Source organism: Zhongshania aliphaticivorans (assembly GCF_001586255.1).
GTDB classification, from domain to species: Bacteria; Pseudomonadota; Gammaproteobacteria; order Pseudomonadales; family Spongiibacteraceae; genus Spongiibacter; species Spongiibacter aliphaticivorans.
In genome coordinates this window covers 1816557-1837867 of the sequence record NZ_CP014544.1, presented here as the reverse complement: position 1 = coordinate 1837867, position 21311 = coordinate 1816557, and the positions used below count along the sequence as shown (strand labels likewise).

The window sequence follows — 21311 nt, the reverse complement described above, 5'->3', positions numbered from 1 at the left end:
ACGCTTAACGGGAGACGGAAGACGCAAAAGCCACTATCTGTTGGCGTTTACCGTCTCCCGTAGAGCGTCTCCCCTTGCTAGCCTTTATACGCCTCATTAATTGCATCCAACACGCCGCGTGCAGCGAGGGGGATTTTGGTACCGGGGCCGAAGATGCCTTTAACACCCGCCGCATTGAGAAAGTCGTAATCTTGGCGTGGAATAACACCACCCGCGATGACGATGATGTCGTCGGCACCGGCTTTCTTCAGTTCTGAAATCAGTTCCGGGATAAGCGTCTTGTGACCAGCAGCCTGTGAAGATACACCCACAACGTGCACGTCGTTCTCAACGGCTTGTTTGGCGACTTCTTCAGGGGTTGAGAACATGGGCGACAAGTCGATATCAAAACCAACATCGGCAAAGGCGGTTGCGATTACTTTGGCGCCGCGGTCGTGACCGTCTTGGCCCATTTTGCAGACCAGCATACGGGGACGACGGCCGTGCTTTTCAGCGAAGTCTTCGATGTCTTTACTAATGCCCTGCCAGTTTTCGTCATCTTGGTAAGCGCTACCGTAAACGCCAGATACCGTTTGTGACTGAGCGTTAAAGCGGCCAAATTCACGTTCCATAGCGAAAGAGATCTCCCCAACTGTTGCCCGCAGGCGCGTCGCTTTTACGGCCAGATCCAGCAAGTTACCTTCGCCGCCACAGGCGCACTGGTAAATCGCTTCCAGTGCATCTTCAACAGTGGCTTCGTCCCGTGATGCGCGAATTTTCGCCAGCGCCGCAACCTGAGATTCACGCACGGCGTTGTTGTCGATGTCGAGTACATCTACATCGTCTTCTTCGGCTAGGGTGTATTTGTTTACGCCAACGATCACGTCTTCGCCGCGGTCGATACGGGCTTGCTTGCGCGCTGCAGATTCTTCAATACGCAGTTTTGGCAGGCCGGTTTCAATGGCTTTAGCCATGCCGCCCTTCTCTTCGACTTCTTGAATCAATTCCCAAGCGCGGTCTGCGATGTCCTTGGTCAGTGATTCCATCATGTACGAACCGCCCCAGGGATCGACCACATTGGTGATGCCTGTTTCTTCCTGAATAATCAGCTGGGTGTTACGGGCGATACGTGAAGAGAACTGTGTTGGCAGGGCAATCGCTTCATCCAGTGCGTTGGTGTGCAAAGACTGAGTGCCGCCAAATACCGCGGCCATGGCCTCGATGGTGGTACGCACAATATTGTTGTAAGGGTCTTGCTCAGTCAGCGACCAGCCTGAAGTCTGGCTGTGGGTACGCAGCATTTTGGAACGCTGATCCTTAGGCTCAAACTCAGAAACAATTTTGGCCCACAGCAAACGTGCGGCGCGCATTTTGGCGATTTCCATATAGAAATTCATACCAATGCCCCAGAAGAAGGACAGACGGCCCGCGAACTTATCGATATCCAAGCCCGCAGCAATCGCGGTGCGAATGTATTCCTTACCATCAGCCAAGGTGTAAGCCAGCTCAAGTGCGGCATCCGCACCCGCTTCCTGAATATGGTATCCAGAAATGGAGATGGTATTGAATTTAGGCATATTGCTCGACGCATAAGCAATGATGTCGCCGATGATCTTCATGGAAGGGGCTGGCGGGTAAATATAGGTATTACGCACCATGAATTCTTTGAGGATATCGTTCTGGATGGTGCCAGACAATTTGTCCTGAGGAACGCCCTGCTCTTCTGCGGCAACGATATAGCCGGCCAGTACGGGCAGTACTGCACCGTTCATGGTCATGGAAACCGAGACTTTGTCTAAGGGAATCTCGTTAAACAAGACCTTCATGTCTTCAACAGAGTCGATAGCAACACCAGCTTTACCGACGTCACCAGTAACACGGGGATGATCAGAGTCGTAACCACGGTGAGTTGCCAAGTCGAAGGCAACTGACACACCTTGGCCACCAGCGGCTAGCGCTTTACGGTAAAAGGCGTTGGATTCTTCAGCGGTAGAGAAACCCGCGTACTGACGAATTGTCCAGGGGCGACCAGCGTACATGGTGGGCTGGGGGCCACGAATAAAAGGCTCTATGCCAGGTAAGGTATTGGTATAGGGCAGATCTTTAACATCTTCCTGAGTGTATAAGGGTTTAACATCTATTCCTTCAGGGGTGTGCCAAACCAAGTCGTCGAGGGTTTGATTGCTTTTCGCAAGGGCTTTATTGGCCAGTGCTTTCCACTCGTCTACGGATGTCTCGGGAGCTTTGTAATCTGCCATGGGTTTACCTGTCATTGTCAGTGAGTTTGCGCCGCTTTTTGCATATTCAATGCGCGGCTACAAATCGGGCTAATAATTAGTGGTGGTCGTCGCCGGGCTGGCTGAGCTCGATGAGCACGCCGTCACAGGACTTAGGATGAATAAAGATAACTTGGCAACCGTGGGCGCCCGGTGATGGCGCATCAGCCAAGAATTGATAGCCTAGGGCTTTGAGCCGTGCCACGTCAGCCACAATATCGTCGGTGCTGAAACACAGGTGATGCAGGCCGCCAGGCTTCTTTTCCAGATATTTGGCTATCGGGCCTTCGCCGCGCAGCGGGCTTACTAGCTCGATACTGGTTGATTTCAGCGGAAAGAAAGCGGTTGCGGTTTTGGCGCTCTCCACTTCTTCACTGCCATCGTAGTGCAGGCCAAAATCCGCCATAAATCGGGCAATAGCTTTTTCTAAATCGGGTACGGCAACAGCAATATGATCAAGACCAGTAATCATTGAAATTCTCCTTAGCTTAAATAGCGCTGGCAGCGGTGCTGCCAGCGCAGACAATCACTTCAATGTGGCGAGAAACTCGATGGTTTTCACGCGACGCATTTCGGCGACTTCCTCAGGGGTTTCAATAACAATCATCTCGTCAGGTATGATTTTAAACAAAGGCTGGCCTTTCTTAATGATCACCCCATCGCCCTCAACCAAGACCTTGGCAATGGTGCCGGAGAATGGCGCAATGACCTTGTTGAACATTTTCATGACTTCAACAATATACAGCGTATCGCCAGTATTAAAATGATCACCCTCGCTCACGAATACATCCATGCCTGGCGCTTCGCGGGGATAGTACATACCGCCACTGGCTGCCAATACCTCGTCTGACTTCGCGGCAGGTGGTGGCACTAATACTTTAGCCATCTGCTTTTGCAAGTCTTTGTTTGTGAGGCGCTCTGGAATGGTAATACTCAAATCAGGATTAACGCTCAGTTCACAGAAGCCGGTTTCAGTGGCGATATACATCAGCACTGCCAAGACTTCGGTGCCGGCGTAATAGCCCGCGTGAGCGCTGCGCACGGCAGCCCATTCGTCACTACTAAAGCCTTTTGGCGCTTTGTCGCTTGCCAGCAGCGCTTGCAAGGCTGGGAAATCAGCTGCGTCGACTTTCTCGTTCAATGATTTATAGAAGCTTACCGCTGCCGTGAGGATATCGTGATCGTGATCCCAGATCATATAACGAGCGGGCTTGCCCTTTTCAAAATCCATATTGAGATAGTGGTAAAGCTTGTCCAGCATTTCAATAGGGTTAGTCTGCCACTTAATTTCGCCATCATCGATATGCAGACTGTCTTTGTTCATGCTCAGCCAGCCAGACATATAGTGAGGCTCAGCGAACAGCCGCTCTAAGGGGCGAATTAACAGCAGCTTTTTGGCATCGAGGGCTTCTGCCCACGCCTTGGCATTATCGCCTGCCGCCGCGACATACTTCTGGCGAATTTCGTTAAAGGCCACATCTAAATCGATCTGATTGGCCTGTTCCTTCAATAGGCCCACCGCAGTCAGATAGGGGACGATGAAGTTGGTCGACGGGCGAGCGTTAATGCCGTTACCGATAAACCAGTGAACCAAACCGTAATGAAACTCCAAATTGGTAGACAAATCCTTGCCGCGCAACTCGGTGCGACGCAGAATTTCGGCCAGGCGCTGGTAACTGCTCAGGCGGGTTTCACCGGTGGTCAGCAACAAGGCGATGTTAGAGTCGTACGCACCGGCTAAGTGGTATTTCATAAAGACATCAGTGTCTGGGTTGTGCGTTGAAATGCCCTGATCGTCGCGAATTTCACCCGGAATCGCATTGGACCAATTTTCAATCACACCACCAGCGTGGGGCTGAAGCGCCTGGTTGGTCGCGTTCATGCGCGCTTCAACCGAGGTTTTCTCGCGCAGAATACGGGTAGGCTTAGGCAGCTTTTTGCCGTGGCGCGCCAGTAAAACCATCACTTCAACCAAGCTTTCGGCAATGAAATAATCGCCGGAGTCGTCTGGGTTGGTGAATTTCAATTTGTAGCACAGCTCGGTTACGCGGTGCTCAACCTGAATACGGGTATTCATTTCCATGAAGTAATGGGCTTCGCCATCAACGATACACTCAAAGGTACCGAGAGAATCGAGCTTAACGGCCTCACCGAATATTGCCCCTTCCCGCTCCATATGCTGAAGAATAACCAGGTCTTTCTTGAGCTGCTCGGCTTCTGCGGTCTTGCCTGCAGCTGTGGCAACGTCAATCGCAGCCTCAAGCTCTTCTTCGGTTACCGACACTTCCAGCAATTTCTGCTCGTGCATCTGCAATGAACAGTCGCGACCGCCCATGGTCATGCACCACTCGCCATTGCCCACCACCTGAATTTCCTGGTGACGGGTGGTGTCGATGTTCATTTCAATCAAGACGTTTTTGTTGTCGCCAACGCCATTGGTTTTTAATTCGACCAAGCACTCCAACACCAATGAAGGCACATTGGCAGCCGCTTTTTCGACTTTCTCTTCTAGGCTTGCACCTTCATAGGAGTTTGCCGATTGCAAAATGCGCTGACCTTTACCACCACCACCGGCAATCGCTTTTAAGCGGAAGCGATTATTGGGCTTTTCCATCAGCATGCGCTTGGCTTCAACTTGCAGGGCGGCACCGATATCAGCGGCATTGATGATATCGATATTGGCTTCGTATGAGGCCGCCAACAATGCCAAAGCCTGCTCTTCCACGTCTTTACACGCACTAAAGTCAACGTCAAGCTTGTGGTCTTTAGCACACTTTTCTAAGCCATCTTTGCCGTACTTAGCGAACAAGGCCAAGCTAGTGGCGTTATTCACGCCAGGAGTCACCGATACACCGGTTTCCAGCGCGGTGCGCTTGGCCTGGTCCTTCATACCGGCAGATTTCTGGGTGAAGGAGCAAGGTCCAATAAAGTTCAGCCCCGCCTTCTCCATGGACTCGACCATTTCAGCGTCTTCTGACATAAAACCATAACCCGCAAAAATCGAGTTATAGCCATTGTCGTAGGCAATGCGGATAATCTGCTGAATACGCTTTTGACGTTCTTCTTTAGTGGCGCCGCTGTAATCTGGCACACGGTGAACCCGATCTGGGTCTGTTAAGGTGCGCAGCTCCGGGGCTAAGGCATTGGTATAGGTAATGGAATCTTTTTCAGAGAGCAAAATACCGTAGTGAGTGATGCCCATTTCATCGAATACATCCATGGCTTCCTTGCGGATTGGGCCACGGCAAATAATCAATGGTTTCATATCGTTACAGGCGAATGCTCTCACCCATTCTGATTTTGACTTGGCCAGTTTCCGGTCTTTATGGACCATGGGATTGTTCAAATAATAATTGTTACTTGCTTGCACGTTGAATAACCTCGTTAGCGAATCGTCTAATTCAATGGATTAAGAAACCGTTGCACGCAACGGGGGATTAATGGAACTCCCGCTGCACACCACCCATTGGCTCAGGTTTGTAGGCCTTGAGGTGCAGTTCCAGTTGCTCACCCAGTACCTTGCGCAGGTCTGAGGGCATGACGATCTGGGATATGGATCCCAGGCTTAGTGCTTCATTTGGATTCATCAGCTCGCGTTCATAACGCTGGGTCAGTAGCAGCTCCTCCTGCTTCTGCCAGGCGCCAACCGCTTCTTTCGCCGCGCTTGCCGCTTCAGCCTCAGACATTCCAGCTTTAACATTCTGGGCTGTCGCCTCGGCGATCTTAGCTTTAAGCGAACCGCGAATTTTGCGAACTTCATCTTTGTAAACGTACTCAACACCGGCTGGTCCCATTACCGCTAAGCGGGTGGTCGGCAGTGCGCAGACAAAGTCGGCACCTGTTGGGTAGTTGTTAAAGGCAGCGTAGGCACCGCCGAAGGCGTTGCGCACAATCATCAAAAAGCGCGGAGTGCGCAAATCAATAATCGCGTCGAGCATGGCGCGGCCTGCTTGCACAATACCGCCCGCCTCTTGCTCTTTACCAGGCAGGAAGCCGGTGGTGTCTTCCATGAAGATCACTGGGATATTGTATACATTGCAGAAGCGGATAAAGCGCGCGTTTTTGTATGCCGCGTCGATATCAATCTGACCGGAGGCCACTGCTGAGTTATTGGCAACAAAGCCAACCACATTGCCACCCATGCGACCCAACGCGCAGACGGTGTTGCGCGCCCGCTCCGGCTGGATTTCAAAGAAATCGCCGTGGTCACACATCTGCTGAATGATAATACTGATATCAAACGGTGTGTTAAAACCGGTGGGGCTATTGAATGCTTTCTTTAACAGCAGGTCGATATCCCATGTCTTGCGGGTAATCGGATCAGACGTCGGCTGAAAGGCCGGTGCTTCGCTACTATTGCTCGGCAGGTAATTTAGCAATTCTTTTACTTTGCGCAGTGCGGCAACTTCGTCCGGCACAACAAAGTCGGTTACGCCAGATTTAGAGTGAACGCTTGGTCCGCCCAGTTCATCAGCAGTAACATCTTCACCCAAGACCGATTTAACAACGCCCGGACCAGTTAAACCAAAGAAAGTGTCATTAGGCTGAATAACAAAGGAGCCCTGACGGGGCAAATAAGAACCGCCACCCGCGTTATAACCGAACATACACATGATCGAGGGTACAACACCATTGATCTTGCGCAGCGCAGTAAAGGCTTCAGCGTAACCGTCTAGACCACCGACACCAGCCGGAATATAAGCACCTGCGGAGTCGTTCATGCCAACCAGCGGAATGCCTAATTTACCTGCTAGGCGGAATAAATTGGCCAATTTGGTGCCATTGGTCGCATCCATAGAGCCCGCGCGCACAGTGAAGTCATGCCCGTAAATAGCCACGTCGCGGCCATTCACTTTCAGCACAGCAGTCACTAGAGACGCGCCATCGAGGTTTTTGCCCCAGTTTTGGTAAAGAATCTTAGGTTCGGTACCGGCATCGGCTAAGACATCAATTCGTTCCCAGATCGACATCCGCTTCTTTTCATGCTGCTTTTGGAAGCCTTTAACACCCGCCATTTTACGGGGGCGCTGCTGCAGGTCGTAACCCGCCTTTAGCGCGGCTTCGTATAGACCGGGGTCGTAGTCGATTTGACCGGGAACAGTGAATTCAAGCTCAGATTTCTGCTCAAAGGGGTTTTCTAATGAGGGAGTGAGTTTTGCTATTTTTGTCATGCCTGTCAGTTCCAGCTACATTTAAATGGTAACCCGCGAACATGCCGCATGCGTGTTCCCTTTTTTCGTTTCTGGGGTTCAGAAACCGGGGATTTGCGCCTGCAGGCATATTTAAGGTGCGGATATAATGAGAACTAACCGTTCTGTGTGGTGCATCGACGGCTTGGTGTTTCTCAAAGCGGCGGCTAACAGTACTGGGAACAGGCCCCTCTGTCAATCTGGACAGGCCTGCCGCGCGCCCCGAGTCTTTGATAAAACACTAGATTTTTCAGGCTCATAGCACGTAAAATCAGCGACTGGTTACAGTCTCGTATTACTTCTGAGCAACACTTCATGGCTAGCCTTTGCCGCGTATCCCTACCCTACCACCGCGATTCCAGCCGCTATTTTGCCGCAGTGAAGCATCTTCCGCTGCCAGTTTATTTAGACAGTGCTGCCGAATATAACGAGCGCGGACGCTGGGACATTATTTGCGCCGCACCTGAAGACGTTATAATAATAAATACAATAGATTATGGCGATATTAATACATTCAACATTAAGGTAGAGAATCGCTTAAATCACATTAATCAAGCCTACCTCGACGCCCCGGACCTCCCCTTTAGCGGCGGCGCCGTCGGTTATTTAAGCTACGACTTTGGCGAACAGTTCCAAGCTCAGCTCGGTGGCCAAACGGACGATATCCCACTCGCCCACATCGGAATCTACCCTTGGACTGTTATTGTCGACCACGAACTCCAGCGCTGCGAGCTGGTTGCTCAAGCTCATTTGAGCAAATCCCGGGTCAGTGAACTTGAGGGACTTTTGCGTAAGGCAGCTCCCGAGACCCCCGCAGGTAAATTCAGATTGACCAGTGCCTTTCAAAGCTCACTGAACCCCGACAGCTACGCCGAGGCGTTTCACAAAATCAAAGCTTATATCGACACCGGTGATTGCTACCAAATCAATTTAACCCGGGAATTTTGCGCTGACTTCAAAGGCGACCCGTGGTCGGCCTATTTGCGCCTGCGCGACGTTGCGGCAGCGCCATTTTCAGCCTATATGGACTTTGGCAACAGCCAATTTCTGTGCCTGTCGCCCGAGCGCCTGCTGGCTGCCCAGAACCGCCAATTACAAACCCAGCCAATTAAAGGCACCGCAGCGCGCAGCGAAGACCCAGATAAAGATTTGCTGTTGGCGACGACACTACAAGACAGCGCCAAAAATCGCGCAGAGAACATCATGATCGTCGATTTATTGCGCAATGATTTTAGCAAGAGTTGTCAAACAGAAACGGTAATCACCGAGGCCCTTTGCGAGCTGCAAAGCTTTCGAACCGTACATCACCTTGTGAGCACGGTAACCGGGCGCTTACGTGATGATCGCAGTGAATTTAGCGCCCTCCTCGACTGTTTTCCTGGCGGCTCGATAACGGGCGCACCCAAACAACGCGCTATGGAGATCATTCGCGAAATTGAGCCCCACCGCCGCTCACTGTATTGCGGGAGTATTTTTTACCTGGGGCCAAAGGGCAAACTGGACAGTAATATTGCGATCCGCAGCTTCGTCTGCAATCAAGAAAAAATCAGAGGCTGGGCGGGTGGCGGCATTGTCGCCGACTCGATACTTGAAGAGGAGTTTATTGAAACTGAAACCAAGATCAGCAAGCTACTCGACGCACTTGCTGACCTTGATTAAGTCTTAATACCGGCGTTTAGCCAATATTTTAAAGACTCAGATTGCGACTGGAGGCCTTAATAAACTCAAGCTTAAGGGCCTCGTAATCATGTACCGCAGGAAATTGCGGAAACTCTTTAATGACATTTGGCGGGGCCATAAACAAGATACCGGCATCGGCTTCAGCCAACATAGTGGTGTCATTGTATGAATCACCGGCCGCGATAACGCGGTAATACAAAGTTTTTAACGCCAACACCGCCTGACGCTTGGGGTTAACCTGACGAATTTTGTAATCCACCACCTTGCCCAAGCTATCCGTTTCCAATTTATGGCACAGCAGCGTCGGCCAGCCCAGTTGCTTCATTAACGGCGCTGCAAACTCGTAAAAGGTGTCAGACAAAATTACGACCTGAAAACGCTCACGCAGCCAGTCCAAAAACTCCCGCGCGCCCTCCATAGGCTCCATATCCGCGATTACCGCCTGAATATCTGGCAAGCCCAAACCATTCTCTTCGAGTAAACGCAGGCGCTGCTGCATCAATACATCGTAGTCAGGAATATCACGGGTGGTTGCCTTCAAGGCCTCAATACCGGTGCGCTCGGCAAAATCGATCCAGATTTCAGGGATCAATACCCCTTCAAGGTCAAGACACGCAATTTCCACAAAAATACTCCTAAGAAAATGAATAGATGCGCTGGGCGCAATAAAAACCGCGTCAATCTAACGGCTTGGGCTTAATAAAGCAACAAACTCGCAGGATGCTTGACGGGAGATGGGAGACGCTTAACTGCATGCGCTGCGCTTATTTCGGTGCTTATATTCACAAGCATGACTAAAATTCACTACGGCACTCCGCCATTCGAATGCGAGGGCTCGCTTTTGACTTAGCGTCTTCCGTCTCCCGTCAAGCATAGCGCGCACCCGTCAATACATTGGCAACTCAATATCCGCAAACAACTCATCCAACTCCATTTTTGTATGGCATTGATAGGCTTTATCAACCAAGTCTGGCGTTAGATGCGGCGCGAACAGTTCTACAAAGTCATACATAAATTTGCGCATATAGGTGCCCCGGCGGAAGCCAACTTTGGTAACACTGGGTTCGAATAAATGACTGGCATCCAGAGCAACCAGATCTGCGTCAGTTACGGGGTCGTAGGCCATCTCAGCAACAATACCGATGCCGAGGCCGAGGCGAACATAGGTTTTAATTACATCGGCGTCGGTCGCAGTAAACACCACCCGCGGCTCAAGGCCTTTATTTAAAAAGGCCTCATCTAGTTTGGAGCGTCCAGTAAAGCCGAATACATAAGTGACAATTGGGTGGAGCGCTACGTCTTCGATGCGCAGGGTTTTAAAGGCTGCTAGCGGGTGATCTTTAGGTACCAGAATTGTTCTATTCCAGCGATAACAAGGCATCATAATGAGGTCGCTAAACAGCTCAAGAGCCTCGGTAGCGATGGCAAAGTCGACACCAAAATTAGCGGCGAGCTCAGATATTTGCATCGGCGTCCCCTGGTGCATATGCAGGGAAACCTCTGGGTAGCGCTCAATAAAGGTTTTTATCACCTTAGGCAGCGCGTAGCGCGCCTGCGTATGGGTGGTGGCGATGGATAAACTGCCTTTTTTGGGGTTTTTAAACTCTTGAGCAATATGCTTTATGCTTTCAGTTTTATAGAGAATTTCACCGGCGGTTTTCAAGATCGCCTCCCCCGCAGGGGTAATACGGGTTAAATGCTTGCCATTGCGGGCGAACACTTCCACACCCAGCTCATCTTCCAACATCCGGATTTGTTTGCTAATTCCCGGCTGCGAGGTAAACAAGCTTTGCGCAGTTGCCGACACATTCATTTCATGATGCGCAACTTCCCAGATATATCGCAGCTGTTGCAACTTCATAAGGTAAACCCCCTAAAACAACACAATCTGAAATGAGCCAACTCGATTTTTATTATTGCGCGCTAACCGCACTAATTATCAATAATATTGGCAATACCATGAGGCACATGCCCCGTCGACACATGCTCTTTAGCCGATTCACAATGCGCCGGCTGATCGTCAAAAAACACGTCTGCACCGTAAGCGGCCAAGAATTCGCCCTTTTCCAAGCCCCCTAAAAACAAAGACTCGTCAATACGAATATTCCATTCACGTAAGGTTCTAATGACCCGCTCATGAGCAGGCGCAGATCGCGCTGTCACCAGCGCTATTCTTATTGGTGGTGCATTATCTGGAAACTCCGACTGCAAGGTATTTAGCGCCGCAAGGAAAGCTTTAAACGGCCCGCCACTCAACGGCGTGTTCGCCGCGGCAACCTCACTAGCGGTAAAGGCATCGAGTCCGTCGCGCTTGAAAACTTGCTCGGCTTCGTCGGAAAAAATAACCGCGTCACCGTCAAAGGCAAAGCGCAATTCACGCTTGCTTTGTTGGCTCGCTTTTTTAGAGCGCGGCAACAAAGTCGCCGCCGCCACGCCGCTGTCGAGCGCGCGACGAACATCTTCCGCATTTGTCGATAAAAACAGATGACAACCAAAGGCAGACACGTAACGGTAGGGACTTTCACCGCCACTAAACGCTGCCCGGCTAATATTAAGGCCGTAATGTTTAATCGAATTAAACACCCTCAGGCCGGTATCCGCTGAGTTGCGAGACAGCAGGATGACCTCAACTTTTGCGTCATCCAAGTAATCATTTAGTTGCAGTAAGCGTTCGACAATACCAAAGGCCTCACCCGGTGCAAGCACCTCGTCTTCGTGATCAATTTGGTATTTCTGGTAAGCGGCCAAACCTTCGGCCTCATAAACACAATGGCTTTCATCCAGATCAAATAGCGCTCTGGATGAGATTGCAACAACAAGCTTGTTCTCTAGACCTTTGGACATAAACGTATTTCTAAGGACGATAGGTTCACTATACAAGAAGCCTCGGTTAAGGCAACAATTCCGGCGCCACGTCTGCGAGTATCGTCGCGGCGTTATAAGCGCGGAAATTTACAGGTATCTCGGCTTCATCCGCTATTACTCGGCCAATATCGGCGATAAGCCCGGCATTTAAGGCTGCGAATATCGGCTTATTTATTTTTTCATTGTGAATCCTAGACGATAAAACCCCGATGATACGGGGGGTTCCGGAGATCGTTTGCAATAGCGCCGCGCCGCTTTGACCTTCATGACTAAAGCAATCCAAGCTGTATATATCGCTTAAAGCCGGCTCTCCGCGCTGCCATAAGCTAGCACGGCAACGTGAAAACCACAGGCTATGGCGAGCTTTGTCGCTTGGGTAGGCAAAACTGTCTACCCAATTCACCGGATTATTTGCGAGCGGCGCAGCCAAAATGGGTCGTTTATTGATCGGTAAGGACTGGGCCAACTTAAACAAGGCGATATCCGAGCCACTATAGCTCGCCACGTTCCCAGTGGTTTGATCGCCTGAGTCGTGTTCTCGGTGCACCCAAACACGAGTCACTGCAATTGAATTTGCCAACGCGAAGGGCGATGCAATATAGCGCAAGCTCAGTATTTGCCGAGAGCCATCCGGGGCGAACAGACAATGGGCAGCCGAAATCAACCACTGCTCACTTAATTGACTTGCCGTGCAGCGAGACTCAAATAAGCTGCCATCTCGCTGCCGAAAACGGCTAAGCAGCACCCCCGTGCTCGGCGCAGATTGAGGCGCCCGCCAAACTTGTTGACGGCTATCCTCCGCGCCGGTAGCACCTAGGGTCGGGCGGCGCTGCACATATAAGCCATCGATGGCACCTTGTGCACGCGGCACTTGATCCCCCCCGCCCACTGGCATCCAAGCCAGTTGCGGCATGCCCTGGGCATCACTCACTAACACCCGCTGGTGATTTTCACGCCGCGCCAATATCACCACACCATCGACATCTGCATAGGGCTGGCGAAAATCGCGGTCTTTAAAGACACCCCCAGCGCCTGCTGTAGAATACGGCAGTAAACTCGACAATTGATTAAGCACCGCCAGAGCTTTATCTCTGCGCAGAGCGACACCGCTGTCTATTTCACGCTGGAAGTGTCGCAACGCTTCTTCTGGGCTAAAGGACTGATCAAAATCAGCGAGTACAAAAGCGCTGTGCAATAAGCGCAAATCATATCCCCAGCGCTCGGCCGTACGGCTCTTTAAAGCGTAGCCATACGAACGGACTAAATTTACATTAACGCTGGAACCACCCCAAAAATACAGCTGCGCTAGATCTTGGGCGCGCACCGGACAAAGACGCGCGGTACTCTTTTCAGCGGCAAGTAATTCAGCAATAAGATCGGCGCCGACAAGCAATTCCGGCGATGCACTTTTAGGGAAAACACTCCGCTCGCAGTCGGCACTCGAATAACTGGCGCTCAGTAAAAAAACACCCAGCACGCACCGGCGCGCTATTAACTGCAGGCCAAGCCCGCTAAAATTCAGCAAAGTTTTGAGTCGGTACTTATGCATAGCACAACATGGATAGAACTCAGTAGCGAGGCGCTTCGTCACAATGCCAGCATCGTGCGTCAGCTCGCCCCCAAAGCCGCCATTCTAGCCATGGTTAAAGCCAATGGCTATGGCCATGGCGCTAGCTGGGTAGCCGAACACTTAAAGAACACCGTCAATGGTTTTGCCGTGGCGCGGCCCTGTGAAGCAAGGCTATTACGCGCAGCGAATCCGCGAGCCCGCATTCTCCTGCTCGGCACCCTGCTCGATTCCGACATTTTGCTTGAATGCGCCACCCTTAATCTGGATGTCGTGGTGCATGATCTTGCCACCGCCAAGCGCCTCGCCCACACCCCATTACCAAGACCCATTGCGGCGTGGCTGAAGCTCAATATTGGCATGAACCGCTTAGGTATGTCGGCCACAGAATTCAATGAAGCGCACAAATTGCTCGGTGCCACAGCCCATGTCAGCACCGTACAGCACATGAGCCATTTCAGTGACGCCGAAGATATTGATCCAAGCCTAAGCCAGCAGCAAAGCCAAAAACTGCTGACGCTAAGCAATAGCTTGGGTGAGTATCCGATTAGTATGGCCAATTCAGCAGCGATTATTGCCCACCCAGACACCCATCACGACTGGGTTCGACCCGGCATTATGCTCTACGGAGACGACCCCACCCAGCGCTTATCCGGTGCGCAGGCCTTAAAACCCGTTATGAATTTCAAAGCCAGAGTCATCGCTGTACGCGACGTCGCTGAAGCGGAAGGCGTAGGCTATAACCGCCGCTGGCGCGCAAAAACAGCGGCAAGAATCGCCACCGTGGCCGCAGGCTATGCCGATGGCTACCCCCGCAACGCACCTGACGGCACGCCGGTTCTGGTTAACGGTCAGCGCGCGAGTGTGGCCGGTCGGGTATCTATGGATCTAATGACGATTGATGTAAGCCATTTACCGACTACCGCCATCGGCGACGAAGTAAGCCTGTGGGGCGAGGGGCTCCCCGCTGCGGAAGTCGGAAAACACTGCGGCACGATTAGCTATGAGCTGTTTACACGAATCACTGAACGAGTCGATCGTTTTTATCGATAAGTAAAATAAGTAGCCAGTGAATAGCGCGCCTGTGGCCCCCACATTGAGCGCGCAGCAAGCCTATTGCGCAAGAATACTCGGCAAACGCTCTTTAGTAAGACGAAACACCACCGGGCTCAGCAATAACAAGGCAATTAGATTCGGGATGGCCATTAAGGCGTTAAGGGTATCGGCCAGCAGCCAAATAAAGCCAAGATTCGCCATTGCACCCATTGGAATCGCTAAAACCCACGCGATTCTAAACGGCTTAACGCCTTTCTCGCCAAAAAAGTAAACAACACAGCGCTCTCCGTAATAGGACCAGCCCAGCATCGTGGTAAACGCAAAAATGGCCAAGCCAACCGCAACAATATAGTGACCGCCGGGTATCAAGGATTCAAATGAACTGGCCGACAGGGCCGCGCCGGTTTCCCCTGTTTGCCATTCCCCCGACAGTAAAATCACAAAGCCGGTCACCGAGCACACCAAAATAGTATCAATAAAAGTGCCCAGCATTGCGATCATGCCCTGACGCACCGAATTATTGGTCTTTGCCGCAGCGTGGGCTATTGGTGCGCTACCAAGTCCCGCTTCGTTTGAAAAAACACCGCGAGCTACACCGAAACGAATTGCCGCCACAATGCCCGCACCCGCAAAACCGCCCACCGCAGCAGTGCCATTAAATGCCGAGTAAAATATTAACTCGACCACCCCCGGCAATGCCGATAAATTCATTAACAACGCCAGTATTCCAACCGCCATATAGGCAATTGCCATAAATGGCACTAAATAACCGGCCACGCTCGCAATACGTTTCACGCCACCTAATATCACCAGTCCCACGCCAACAAACATAACTAGAGCGCTAATCCACACGGGCACACCAAAGGCACCGTTCATCGCGTCAGCGACCGAGTTTGCCTGCACGGTATTGCCTATGCCAAAACCGGCAATAGCGCCGAACACGGCAAAACACGTTGCCAACCACTGCCAGCGCTTACCAAGGCCATTTTTAATGTAGTACATTGGCCCGCCGCTAAAATTACCTTCGCTGTCCTGCTCTCGATAATGCACGGCGCAGACTGCCTCAGCGTATTTGGTGGCCATCCCCACTAAGGCCGTGCACCACATCCAAAACAATGCGCCAGGCCCACCTAATGCAATTGCCGTCGCCACCCCCGCAATATTACCCGTGCCAATGGTCGCCGAAAGCGAGGTCATTAAGGCCTGAAAAGGGCTTATCTCCCCCTCCCCCGGCCCACTCTTACGCCCTGCCAGCATTAATTTAAATGCCGGCCCAATTTGCCGTATCGGCATCAAGCGCAGACCCACCATCAGGTAGGCGCCCGTGCCTAAAATGAGCACCAGCATCAGCGGCCCCCAAACGATGCCGTTGATAACACCGACAAATCCGCTTATCTGCTCCATTAATATTCCTTTAGTTTGTTGTTATTCGTTAGCAATTGGCGCTCAGGTATTTAAAAAGTCAAAATGGCTGCGCTGGGGAAACAAGCCGTAAACCCCGCCCGTATGAACAAATACAATATCACCGGTGCTACCAAAGAGGCCTTTTTGCAGTTGATCTAACATGCCGAAAAAGGCCTTTCCGGTATAGACCGGGTCGAGGACCAAGCCCTCGGTCGCAGCCACGTCGGCAATACAGCGGTAAATCTCATCGTCGGCTTGGGCGTAACCCGGGCCGACGTAACCGTCGATCACCATTACCGACAAACAATCAAGGTCTATGCCAGTTTGGTAGCGACGCTCCCAACTCTGCAGGTCGCTGTTCACTTTATTGACAAACCACGCCTCGTCGTCACAAACATTCACACCCCATACTTGGGCGTCAATGCCGTAAGCCGCTACTCCGACAGTCAATCCGGCCTGGGTGCCGCCCGAGCCAGTTGCGCAAATAATATGCTTTGGATCGATACCGTGACGCTGAAAATCTTCCTGTAACTCGGCGCAGGCCTGCACATAGCCCCACACGCCAATGGCATCTGAGGCACCAGTGGGAATAATAAAGGCTTTACGACCACTGCTCGCATAGGCTTGTTGACAGTCGAGCAGCAAGGAATCAAGTTCTCGCTGAAACTGCGCTGGCGGATAATAAGAAATCTCAGCACCAGCCAATTGATCTAGCAATAAATTGCCGTCGGCGCTATCGGCTCGATGGCCGCGCAACAATAAATGGCATTTAAGCCCTAATTGCGCGCAGAGCAAGGCCGTTGCCCTGCAGTGATTCGACTGTATGCCACCACACGTAATGACCGTGTCACAGCCTTCGGCAAGGGCTTGGGCGAGATTAAATTCCAATTTCCGGATTTTGTTGCCCGACAGCACACTGCCGCTTAGATCATCCCGTTTCACCCAAATGCGCGGCCCACTATAGCGTTCACTAAGACGACTGAGGAGTTGCATAGGTGTGGGCAATTGGGCTAAATGCAGACGAGGTGGATTGTTGGCGCTTACAAAATCTGGCGGTGGGATATTGCTACGTGATTTCTCAGGCATATTGTCACCTGTAAAGAAAAGCGCCCTGCGATCACAGAGCGCGGGCAATGTTTAAATTGCTTTTAGAGTGCCTTTGGGCAGAACGGCATGAATTGATGAGCGTTGAAATTTCAATTCAACATTATCGGTAACACTCAGTGCAACATAGCTGTCGTCAATCTTGGTGACCTTACCCAAAATACCACTGGTGGTCACAACTTCGTCACCCTTGGCCAGTGCCGCAACCATAGCGGCGTGTTCTTTCTGGCGCTTGCGCTGAGGGCGAATAGCAATGAAGTAAAACAGACCAAACATTAATACCAAGAAGCCTATCTGGAATAAATCGGCACCGGCGGGGGCGCCTGCTGCACCAGCAGTCTGGGCATGGGCTTGGGAGATGAAAAAACTCATTACACGTCCTTCTCAATCAAACTATTGCTAAAAATAACACCGCAGGCAACGCGCCTGCAGTACTGAAAATACGCCTGCCATAGTACACAAGGCCAAACTTCAAAGCGAGTAATCGTAGTCCATGGTAAAGGGCGCGTGATCTGAGAAACGCTCGTCAGTATAGACGTCTGCTGCCTTAATCGTGGGTACTAATCCCGGCGTAATAACATGGTAGTCGAGCCGCCACCCCACATTATTGGCATAAGCTTGGCCACGATTCGACCACCAGGTATACACCGCCTCTTGATTAATCTCACGAAAGGCATCAACAAAGCCGCCCTCCTCATAGACTTTATCCAGCCAGGCGCGCTCGTGAGGTAGAAAACCCGAGTTCTTTTGATTGGCCTTCCAATTCTTTAAATCAATTTCTTTGTGGCAAATATTCCAATCGGCGCAAATCACTAGCTCCCTACCACTGGCTTTGAGTTCAAGAAAATGAGGGTAGATTTTGGCGAGAAAAACATCTTTGCGGGCCTGCGCTTCCTCTCCACTAGAGCCCGAGGGCAAGTACATGGAAATAACGCTGATATTATCGTAGTCAGCACGAATATAGCGTCCTTCGCTATCTAGCGGGTCCCAGCCCAGCGCCGTCGTCACTTTGTTTGGTGGCTTTTTGCAGTACATAGCAGTACCGCTATAGCCTTTTTTGATCGCATCGCAGTAAATGGTGGTATAGCCTTCGGGGTGATACAAGGGGTCTTCTAGCTGATCGCGCTGCGCCTTGGTTTCCTGAATACAGACAACATCCGCATCTTGCTTAGCCAGCCATTCAAAAAAGCCTTTGCGGCCTGCTGATCGAATACCATTGGTATTCGCAGTAATGATACGCACCAGTGCAACTCCTCTTAAAAAATTCGGTGCTCAGCTTACCAAAAACCGCAAAGGCAGGTTCACTTATTTACTATTGACCCTATTCATCCATTTGGATCATGCCCAGACCTGCCTACTAACCCTAATATGGGCGTCTAATACCTGAACAGAGATGGACAATAACAATGACTCAATCCGGCCTAGAAGCGCTACTTGCAATTGAGCAAATCAAAAAACTCAAATATACCTACTTACGCGCAGTCGACACCCACGACTGGGATCTACTCGCCAGTACCCTGACGGCCGATTGCACCGCGCGATACGATGACGGTAAATACAGCTTCGATAACCGCGACGAACTCATCAGTGGTTTACGCGGCCACATGGGCTCGCCGTCGGTACTGACCATGCATAATTGTCATCACCCCGAAATTGAGCTGGAGAGCCCCACTAACGCCAAGGGAATCTGGTATTTGCAAGACCTCGTATTCAATAAAGAACAAAACTGGATGCTCTTTGGTACCGCTATTTACACTGACCACTACCGTATTGAAGATGGCTTATGGAAGATCTGCCACACCGAATACGCGCGAATCATGGAAACCGTAAATGCACCAATCCCTGCTACCCTGACATTTACGCACAATATGTTTGAGCCAAAGCCGTAAACCAAACGAATAAGTGATTAAAGATGAATGATATTGCCGCACGCCTACACTCCGCCACCGAACAGCTTTGCCAGCCCGGCGCCCCCTTTGAAATAGAAACTCGGCAATGCGGTGATACCGAACTACGATTCTATAAAAATGCGCCAAACACCCTGCGCGCGCTACTTGAGCCCGGCCGTGGATTTGGCCCCCAGGAGTTTTTGGTTTATCAGGATCAACGCCTGAGCTTCGATGATTTTTTCGCCCGCGCCGACGCACTAGCCCACTACTTAGTTTCCGAACTCAGTATCAATAAAGGCGACCGCATTGCGATTGCGATGAGAAATAACCCCGAGTGGATGATTGCCTACTACGCGATTGTCAGTATCGGCGCGGTGGTGGTGCCATTGAACTCCTGGGGCAGCGCCGACGAATTGGCTTATGGCCTCGGTGACGCTATGGCCAAATGGGTGGTTTGCGACCAAGCACGCTATGACACAATTACCGCAGCGCCCAGCGAACTTGCTTGCCAAGTTATATTGGTTGGCGCCACCGGCTCGGCAGAATGCTTGAGTTTCGACGCTATTATTAACGCCCATCTCGGCGCGGCAATGCCGGAAGTGGATTGCGAAAGCGACGATATTGCGCAGATTATGTACACCTCTGGCACGACCGGTCGACCCAAAGGTGCAGTGTCTAGCCACGGTAACATCTGCCAAGCGATCTTTAGCTTTGAATTTCACGGCACCTGCTCGGCCATGGCCAACCCAGAGGCCATTCGCAAAATGTTCAGTACCGGCTTTGCGCCCTGCACCTTACTCAGCGTACCCCTCTTCCATGTTTCCGGTTGTTACGCGGCCTTCTTACTCAATCTACGCGCTGGTCGTAAAACCGTCATGATGTACAAATGGTCTGCGGAAGACGCGCTCGCCTTGATCGAAAAGGAACGTGTCACTATCTTTAGCGCCGTGCCGTCCATGGTCGTGGATTTATTGCGCCATCCCAAGTTCAAGGCAACCGACACCACCAGTTTGTTCTCTATTGGCGGCGGCGGCACGGCCTGCCCACCGAGCTTTAAAAGCACAATTAGCGAAAACCTCGGCGACGCCTACGTTGGCACTGGTTACGGCATGACCGAAACCAACGCAATTTGCGCCAGCTGCACCGGTGATGCGTATTTCTATAAGCCCAAAAGTGCCGGCACACTATCGCCGCTAGTCGAATGGCAAACCAGAAGCCCCGAGGGCGCTACGCTTCCTAAAGGTGAAGTAGGCGAAATTTGGCTGAAATCAGCCTGTAATATCACTGCCTACTGGAATAAACCAGAAGCCACCGCCGAAAATTTTGCACATGGTTGGATGGCCACGGGCGACATCGGCTATCTGGATGATGAAAACTTCGTGTTTTTGGTAGATCGAGCCAAAGACCTCATTATTCGCGGCGGTGAAAATATCTACCCCGCGGAAATCGAAGCCTGCCTCAGCCAGCACGCAGCGATTGCCGACAGCGCGATTATTGCAGTGCCCGATGAACGTCTGGGTGAAACGCCCGGCGCCGTCATCCGTATTCGCGACGGTGCCACGCTTAGCGAAACTGACGTCAAAGACTATTTGGCGGATAAGCTCGCGGCCTTTAAGCAACCGAGCCATGTGTGGTTTGTGGAAGAGGAATTGCCGCGCAACGCCACCGGCAAAGTCCTCAAACGCGATCTCGTTCAGCGTTTCGTGAAATAGACTGCCTAATACCCCCCTCTTTAAAATGAGGGGTTTGCGCTACTGCCTATAAGCCGTAATATCAGCGACATCATCTTTAATGTGAGTGTCGCTATGTTGTTTTTCTCTAAAAAGCGCGCCAAGCACGTGCTTGACGAAGGTGCCGCCGAACTCGACGACGCCACTCTTCAAAAAGCCCTCAGCAATCGCCAAGGTATTCTCAACAGGGTGACCAACAACGCGTCACTCGCGCCGTATATCAACCAAGTGAAAATACTGTTTAATTTGGTTCAGGATTACGTAAAGGGCGACTATAGGGAGGTGCCGTGGTGGTCACTGGGTTCAATAAGCACAGCCCTACTCTATATATTAATGCCAATGGACGCCCTGCCCGACTATATCCCGGTAGCAGGCTTTCTCGATGACGCCGTGGTATTAAAACTGTGCCTCGATATGGTCGCCAAGGATTTAACGAAATACCTAGAATTTAAGCAGGAAGGAAAGTCACCCGGCAACACAGCTACAGACAATACTGAAGACAAGCTCAGCACCTAATACTCACCGGCCAGACGCCAGTTTTCAGCGCGCGGCTAGCCGGTGCATGCAAATAG

The 21311-nt window shown here is 51.4% G+C and carries 17 protein-coding genes; 5 read left to right on the top strand and 12 right to left on the bottom strand.

Annotated features, from left to right (window positions below):
• Window positions 1-77 precede the first annotated feature (77 nt).
• The 4 genes from scpA to AZF00_RS08135 all read right to left on the bottom strand — a co-directional run bounded on the left by scpA (window position 78) and on the right by AZF00_RS08135 (window position 7426).
• A complete protein-coding gene (scpA, locus tag AZF00_RS08150; protein ID WP_008247765.1) occupies window positions 78-2237 on the bottom strand; it encodes a methylmalonyl-CoA mutase in 2160 nt (719 codons plus the stop codon).
• A gap of 76 nt (window positions 2238-2313) precedes the next feature.
• Complete coding sequence (gene mce / locus AZF00_RS08145; protein ID WP_008247763.1) at window positions 2314-2727, bottom strand: methylmalonyl-CoA epimerase; 414 nt, start codon at window positions 2725-2727, stop codon at window positions 2314-2316.
• A gap of 54 nt (window positions 2728-2781) precedes the next feature.
• Window positions 2782-5589 (bottom strand): biotin/lipoyl-containing protein, encoded by a 2808-nt coding sequence (locus AZF00_RS08140; protein WP_040802696.1) that lies wholly within the window; start codon window positions 5587-5589, stop codon window positions 2782-2784.
• A 103-nt stretch (window positions 5590-5692) separates the two neighbouring features.
• Window positions 5693-7426: an acyl-CoA carboxylase subunit beta gene (locus tag AZF00_RS08135; RefSeq protein WP_008247759.1), complete on the bottom strand. Its 1734-nt coding sequence runs from the start codon at window positions 7424-7426 to the stop codon at window positions 5693-5695.
• A 333-nt stretch (window positions 7427-7759) separates the two neighbouring features.
• Here AZF00_RS08135 and AZF00_RS08130 point away from each other — a divergent pair, with 333 nt between their 5' ends.
• Window positions 7760-9103: an anthranilate synthase component I family protein gene (locus AZF00_RS08130; protein WP_008247757.1), complete on the top strand. Its 1344-nt coding sequence runs from the start codon at window positions 7760-7762 to the stop codon at window positions 9101-9103.
• Between the two features lie 28 nt (window positions 9104-9131).
• Here AZF00_RS08130 and thrH read toward each other — a convergent pair whose 3' ends face one another.
• From thrH to AZF00_RS08110, 4 genes are all read right to left on the bottom strand, one after another.
• Complete coding sequence (thrH, locus tag AZF00_RS08125; protein ID WP_008247755.1) at window positions 9132-9749, bottom strand: bifunctional phosphoserine phosphatase/homoserine phosphotransferase ThrH; 618 nt, start codon at window positions 9747-9749, stop codon at window positions 9132-9134.
• A 261-nt stretch (window positions 9750-10010) separates the two neighbouring features.
• The gene (cysB, locus tag AZF00_RS08120; RefSeq protein ID WP_008247752.1) at window positions 10011-10985 is read right to left on the bottom strand and encodes an HTH-type transcriptional regulator CysB; all 975 of its coding nucleotides are present in this window, start codon (window positions 10983-10985) and stop codon (window positions 10011-10013) included.
• Between the two features lie 71 nt (window positions 10986-11056).
• Complete coding sequence (locus AZF00_RS08115; RefSeq protein WP_008247750.1) at window positions 11057-11968, bottom strand: 5'-nucleotidase; 912 nt, start codon at window positions 11966-11968, stop codon at window positions 11057-11059.
• A gap of 46 nt (window positions 11969-12014) precedes the next feature.
• Window positions 12015-13466, bottom strand: a complete 1452-nt coding sequence (locus tag AZF00_RS08110; RefSeq protein WP_197465727.1) for a trypsin-like serine peptidase — start codon at window positions 13464-13466, stop codon at window positions 12015-12017.
• A gap of 66 nt (window positions 13467-13532) precedes the next feature.
• Here AZF00_RS08110 and alr point away from each other — a divergent pair, with 66 nt between their 5' ends.
• Entirely contained in the window at window positions 13533-14609 is a 1077-nt protein-coding gene (gene alr / locus AZF00_RS08105) for an alanine racemase (RefSeq protein ID WP_008247736.1), read from the top strand.
• 60 nt (window positions 14610-14669) lie between these two features.
• Here alr and AZF00_RS08100 read toward each other — a convergent pair whose 3' ends face one another.
• The 4 genes from AZF00_RS08100 to AZF00_RS08085 form a co-directional block, all read right to left on the bottom strand.
• On the bottom strand, window positions 14670-16016 hold the full coding sequence (locus tag AZF00_RS08100; protein ID WP_008247734.1) for an alanine/glycine:cation symporter family protein: 1347 nt from the start codon (window positions 16014-16016) through the stop codon (window positions 14670-14672).
• 42 nt (window positions 16017-16058) lie between these two features.
• Window positions 16059-17102, bottom strand: coding sequence for a 1-aminocyclopropane-1-carboxylate deaminase/D-cysteine desulfhydrase (locus AZF00_RS08095; RefSeq protein ID WP_008247732.1), 1044 nt, complete (start codon window positions 17100-17102; stop codon window positions 16059-16061).
• Window positions 17103-17153: 51 nt separating this feature from the next.
• Window positions 17154-17492, bottom strand: coding sequence for a preprotein translocase subunit YajC (gene yajC / locus AZF00_RS08090; RefSeq protein WP_008247730.1), 339 nt, complete (start codon window positions 17490-17492; stop codon window positions 17154-17156).
• Window positions 17493-17591: 99 nt separating this feature from the next.
• A complete protein-coding gene (locus tag AZF00_RS08085) occupies window positions 17592-18362 on the bottom strand; it encodes an exodeoxyribonuclease III (RefSeq protein WP_008247728.1) in 771 nt (256 codons plus the stop codon).
• A 164-nt stretch (window positions 18363-18526) separates the two neighbouring features.
• Here AZF00_RS08085 and AZF00_RS08080 point away from each other — a divergent pair, with 164 nt between their 5' ends.
• The 3 genes from AZF00_RS08080 (at window position 18527) to AZF00_RS08070 (ending at window position 21255) form a co-directional block, all read left to right on the top strand.
• Complete coding sequence (locus tag AZF00_RS08080; protein WP_008247727.1) at window positions 18527-19009, top strand: nuclear transport factor 2 family protein; 483 nt, start codon at window positions 18527-18529, stop codon at window positions 19007-19009.
• Between the two features lie 23 nt (window positions 19010-19032).
• Window positions 19033-20721, top strand: a complete 1689-nt coding sequence (locus AZF00_RS08075; RefSeq protein ID WP_008247726.1) for a class I adenylate-forming enzyme family protein — start codon at window positions 19033-19035, stop codon at window positions 20719-20721.
• Window positions 20722-20814: 93 nt separating this feature from the next.
• Window positions 20815-21255: a YkvA family protein gene (locus AZF00_RS08070; protein ID WP_008247725.1), complete on the top strand. Its 441-nt coding sequence runs from the start codon at window positions 20815-20817 to the stop codon at window positions 21253-21255.
• Window positions 21256-21311: the final 56 nt, after the last annotated feature.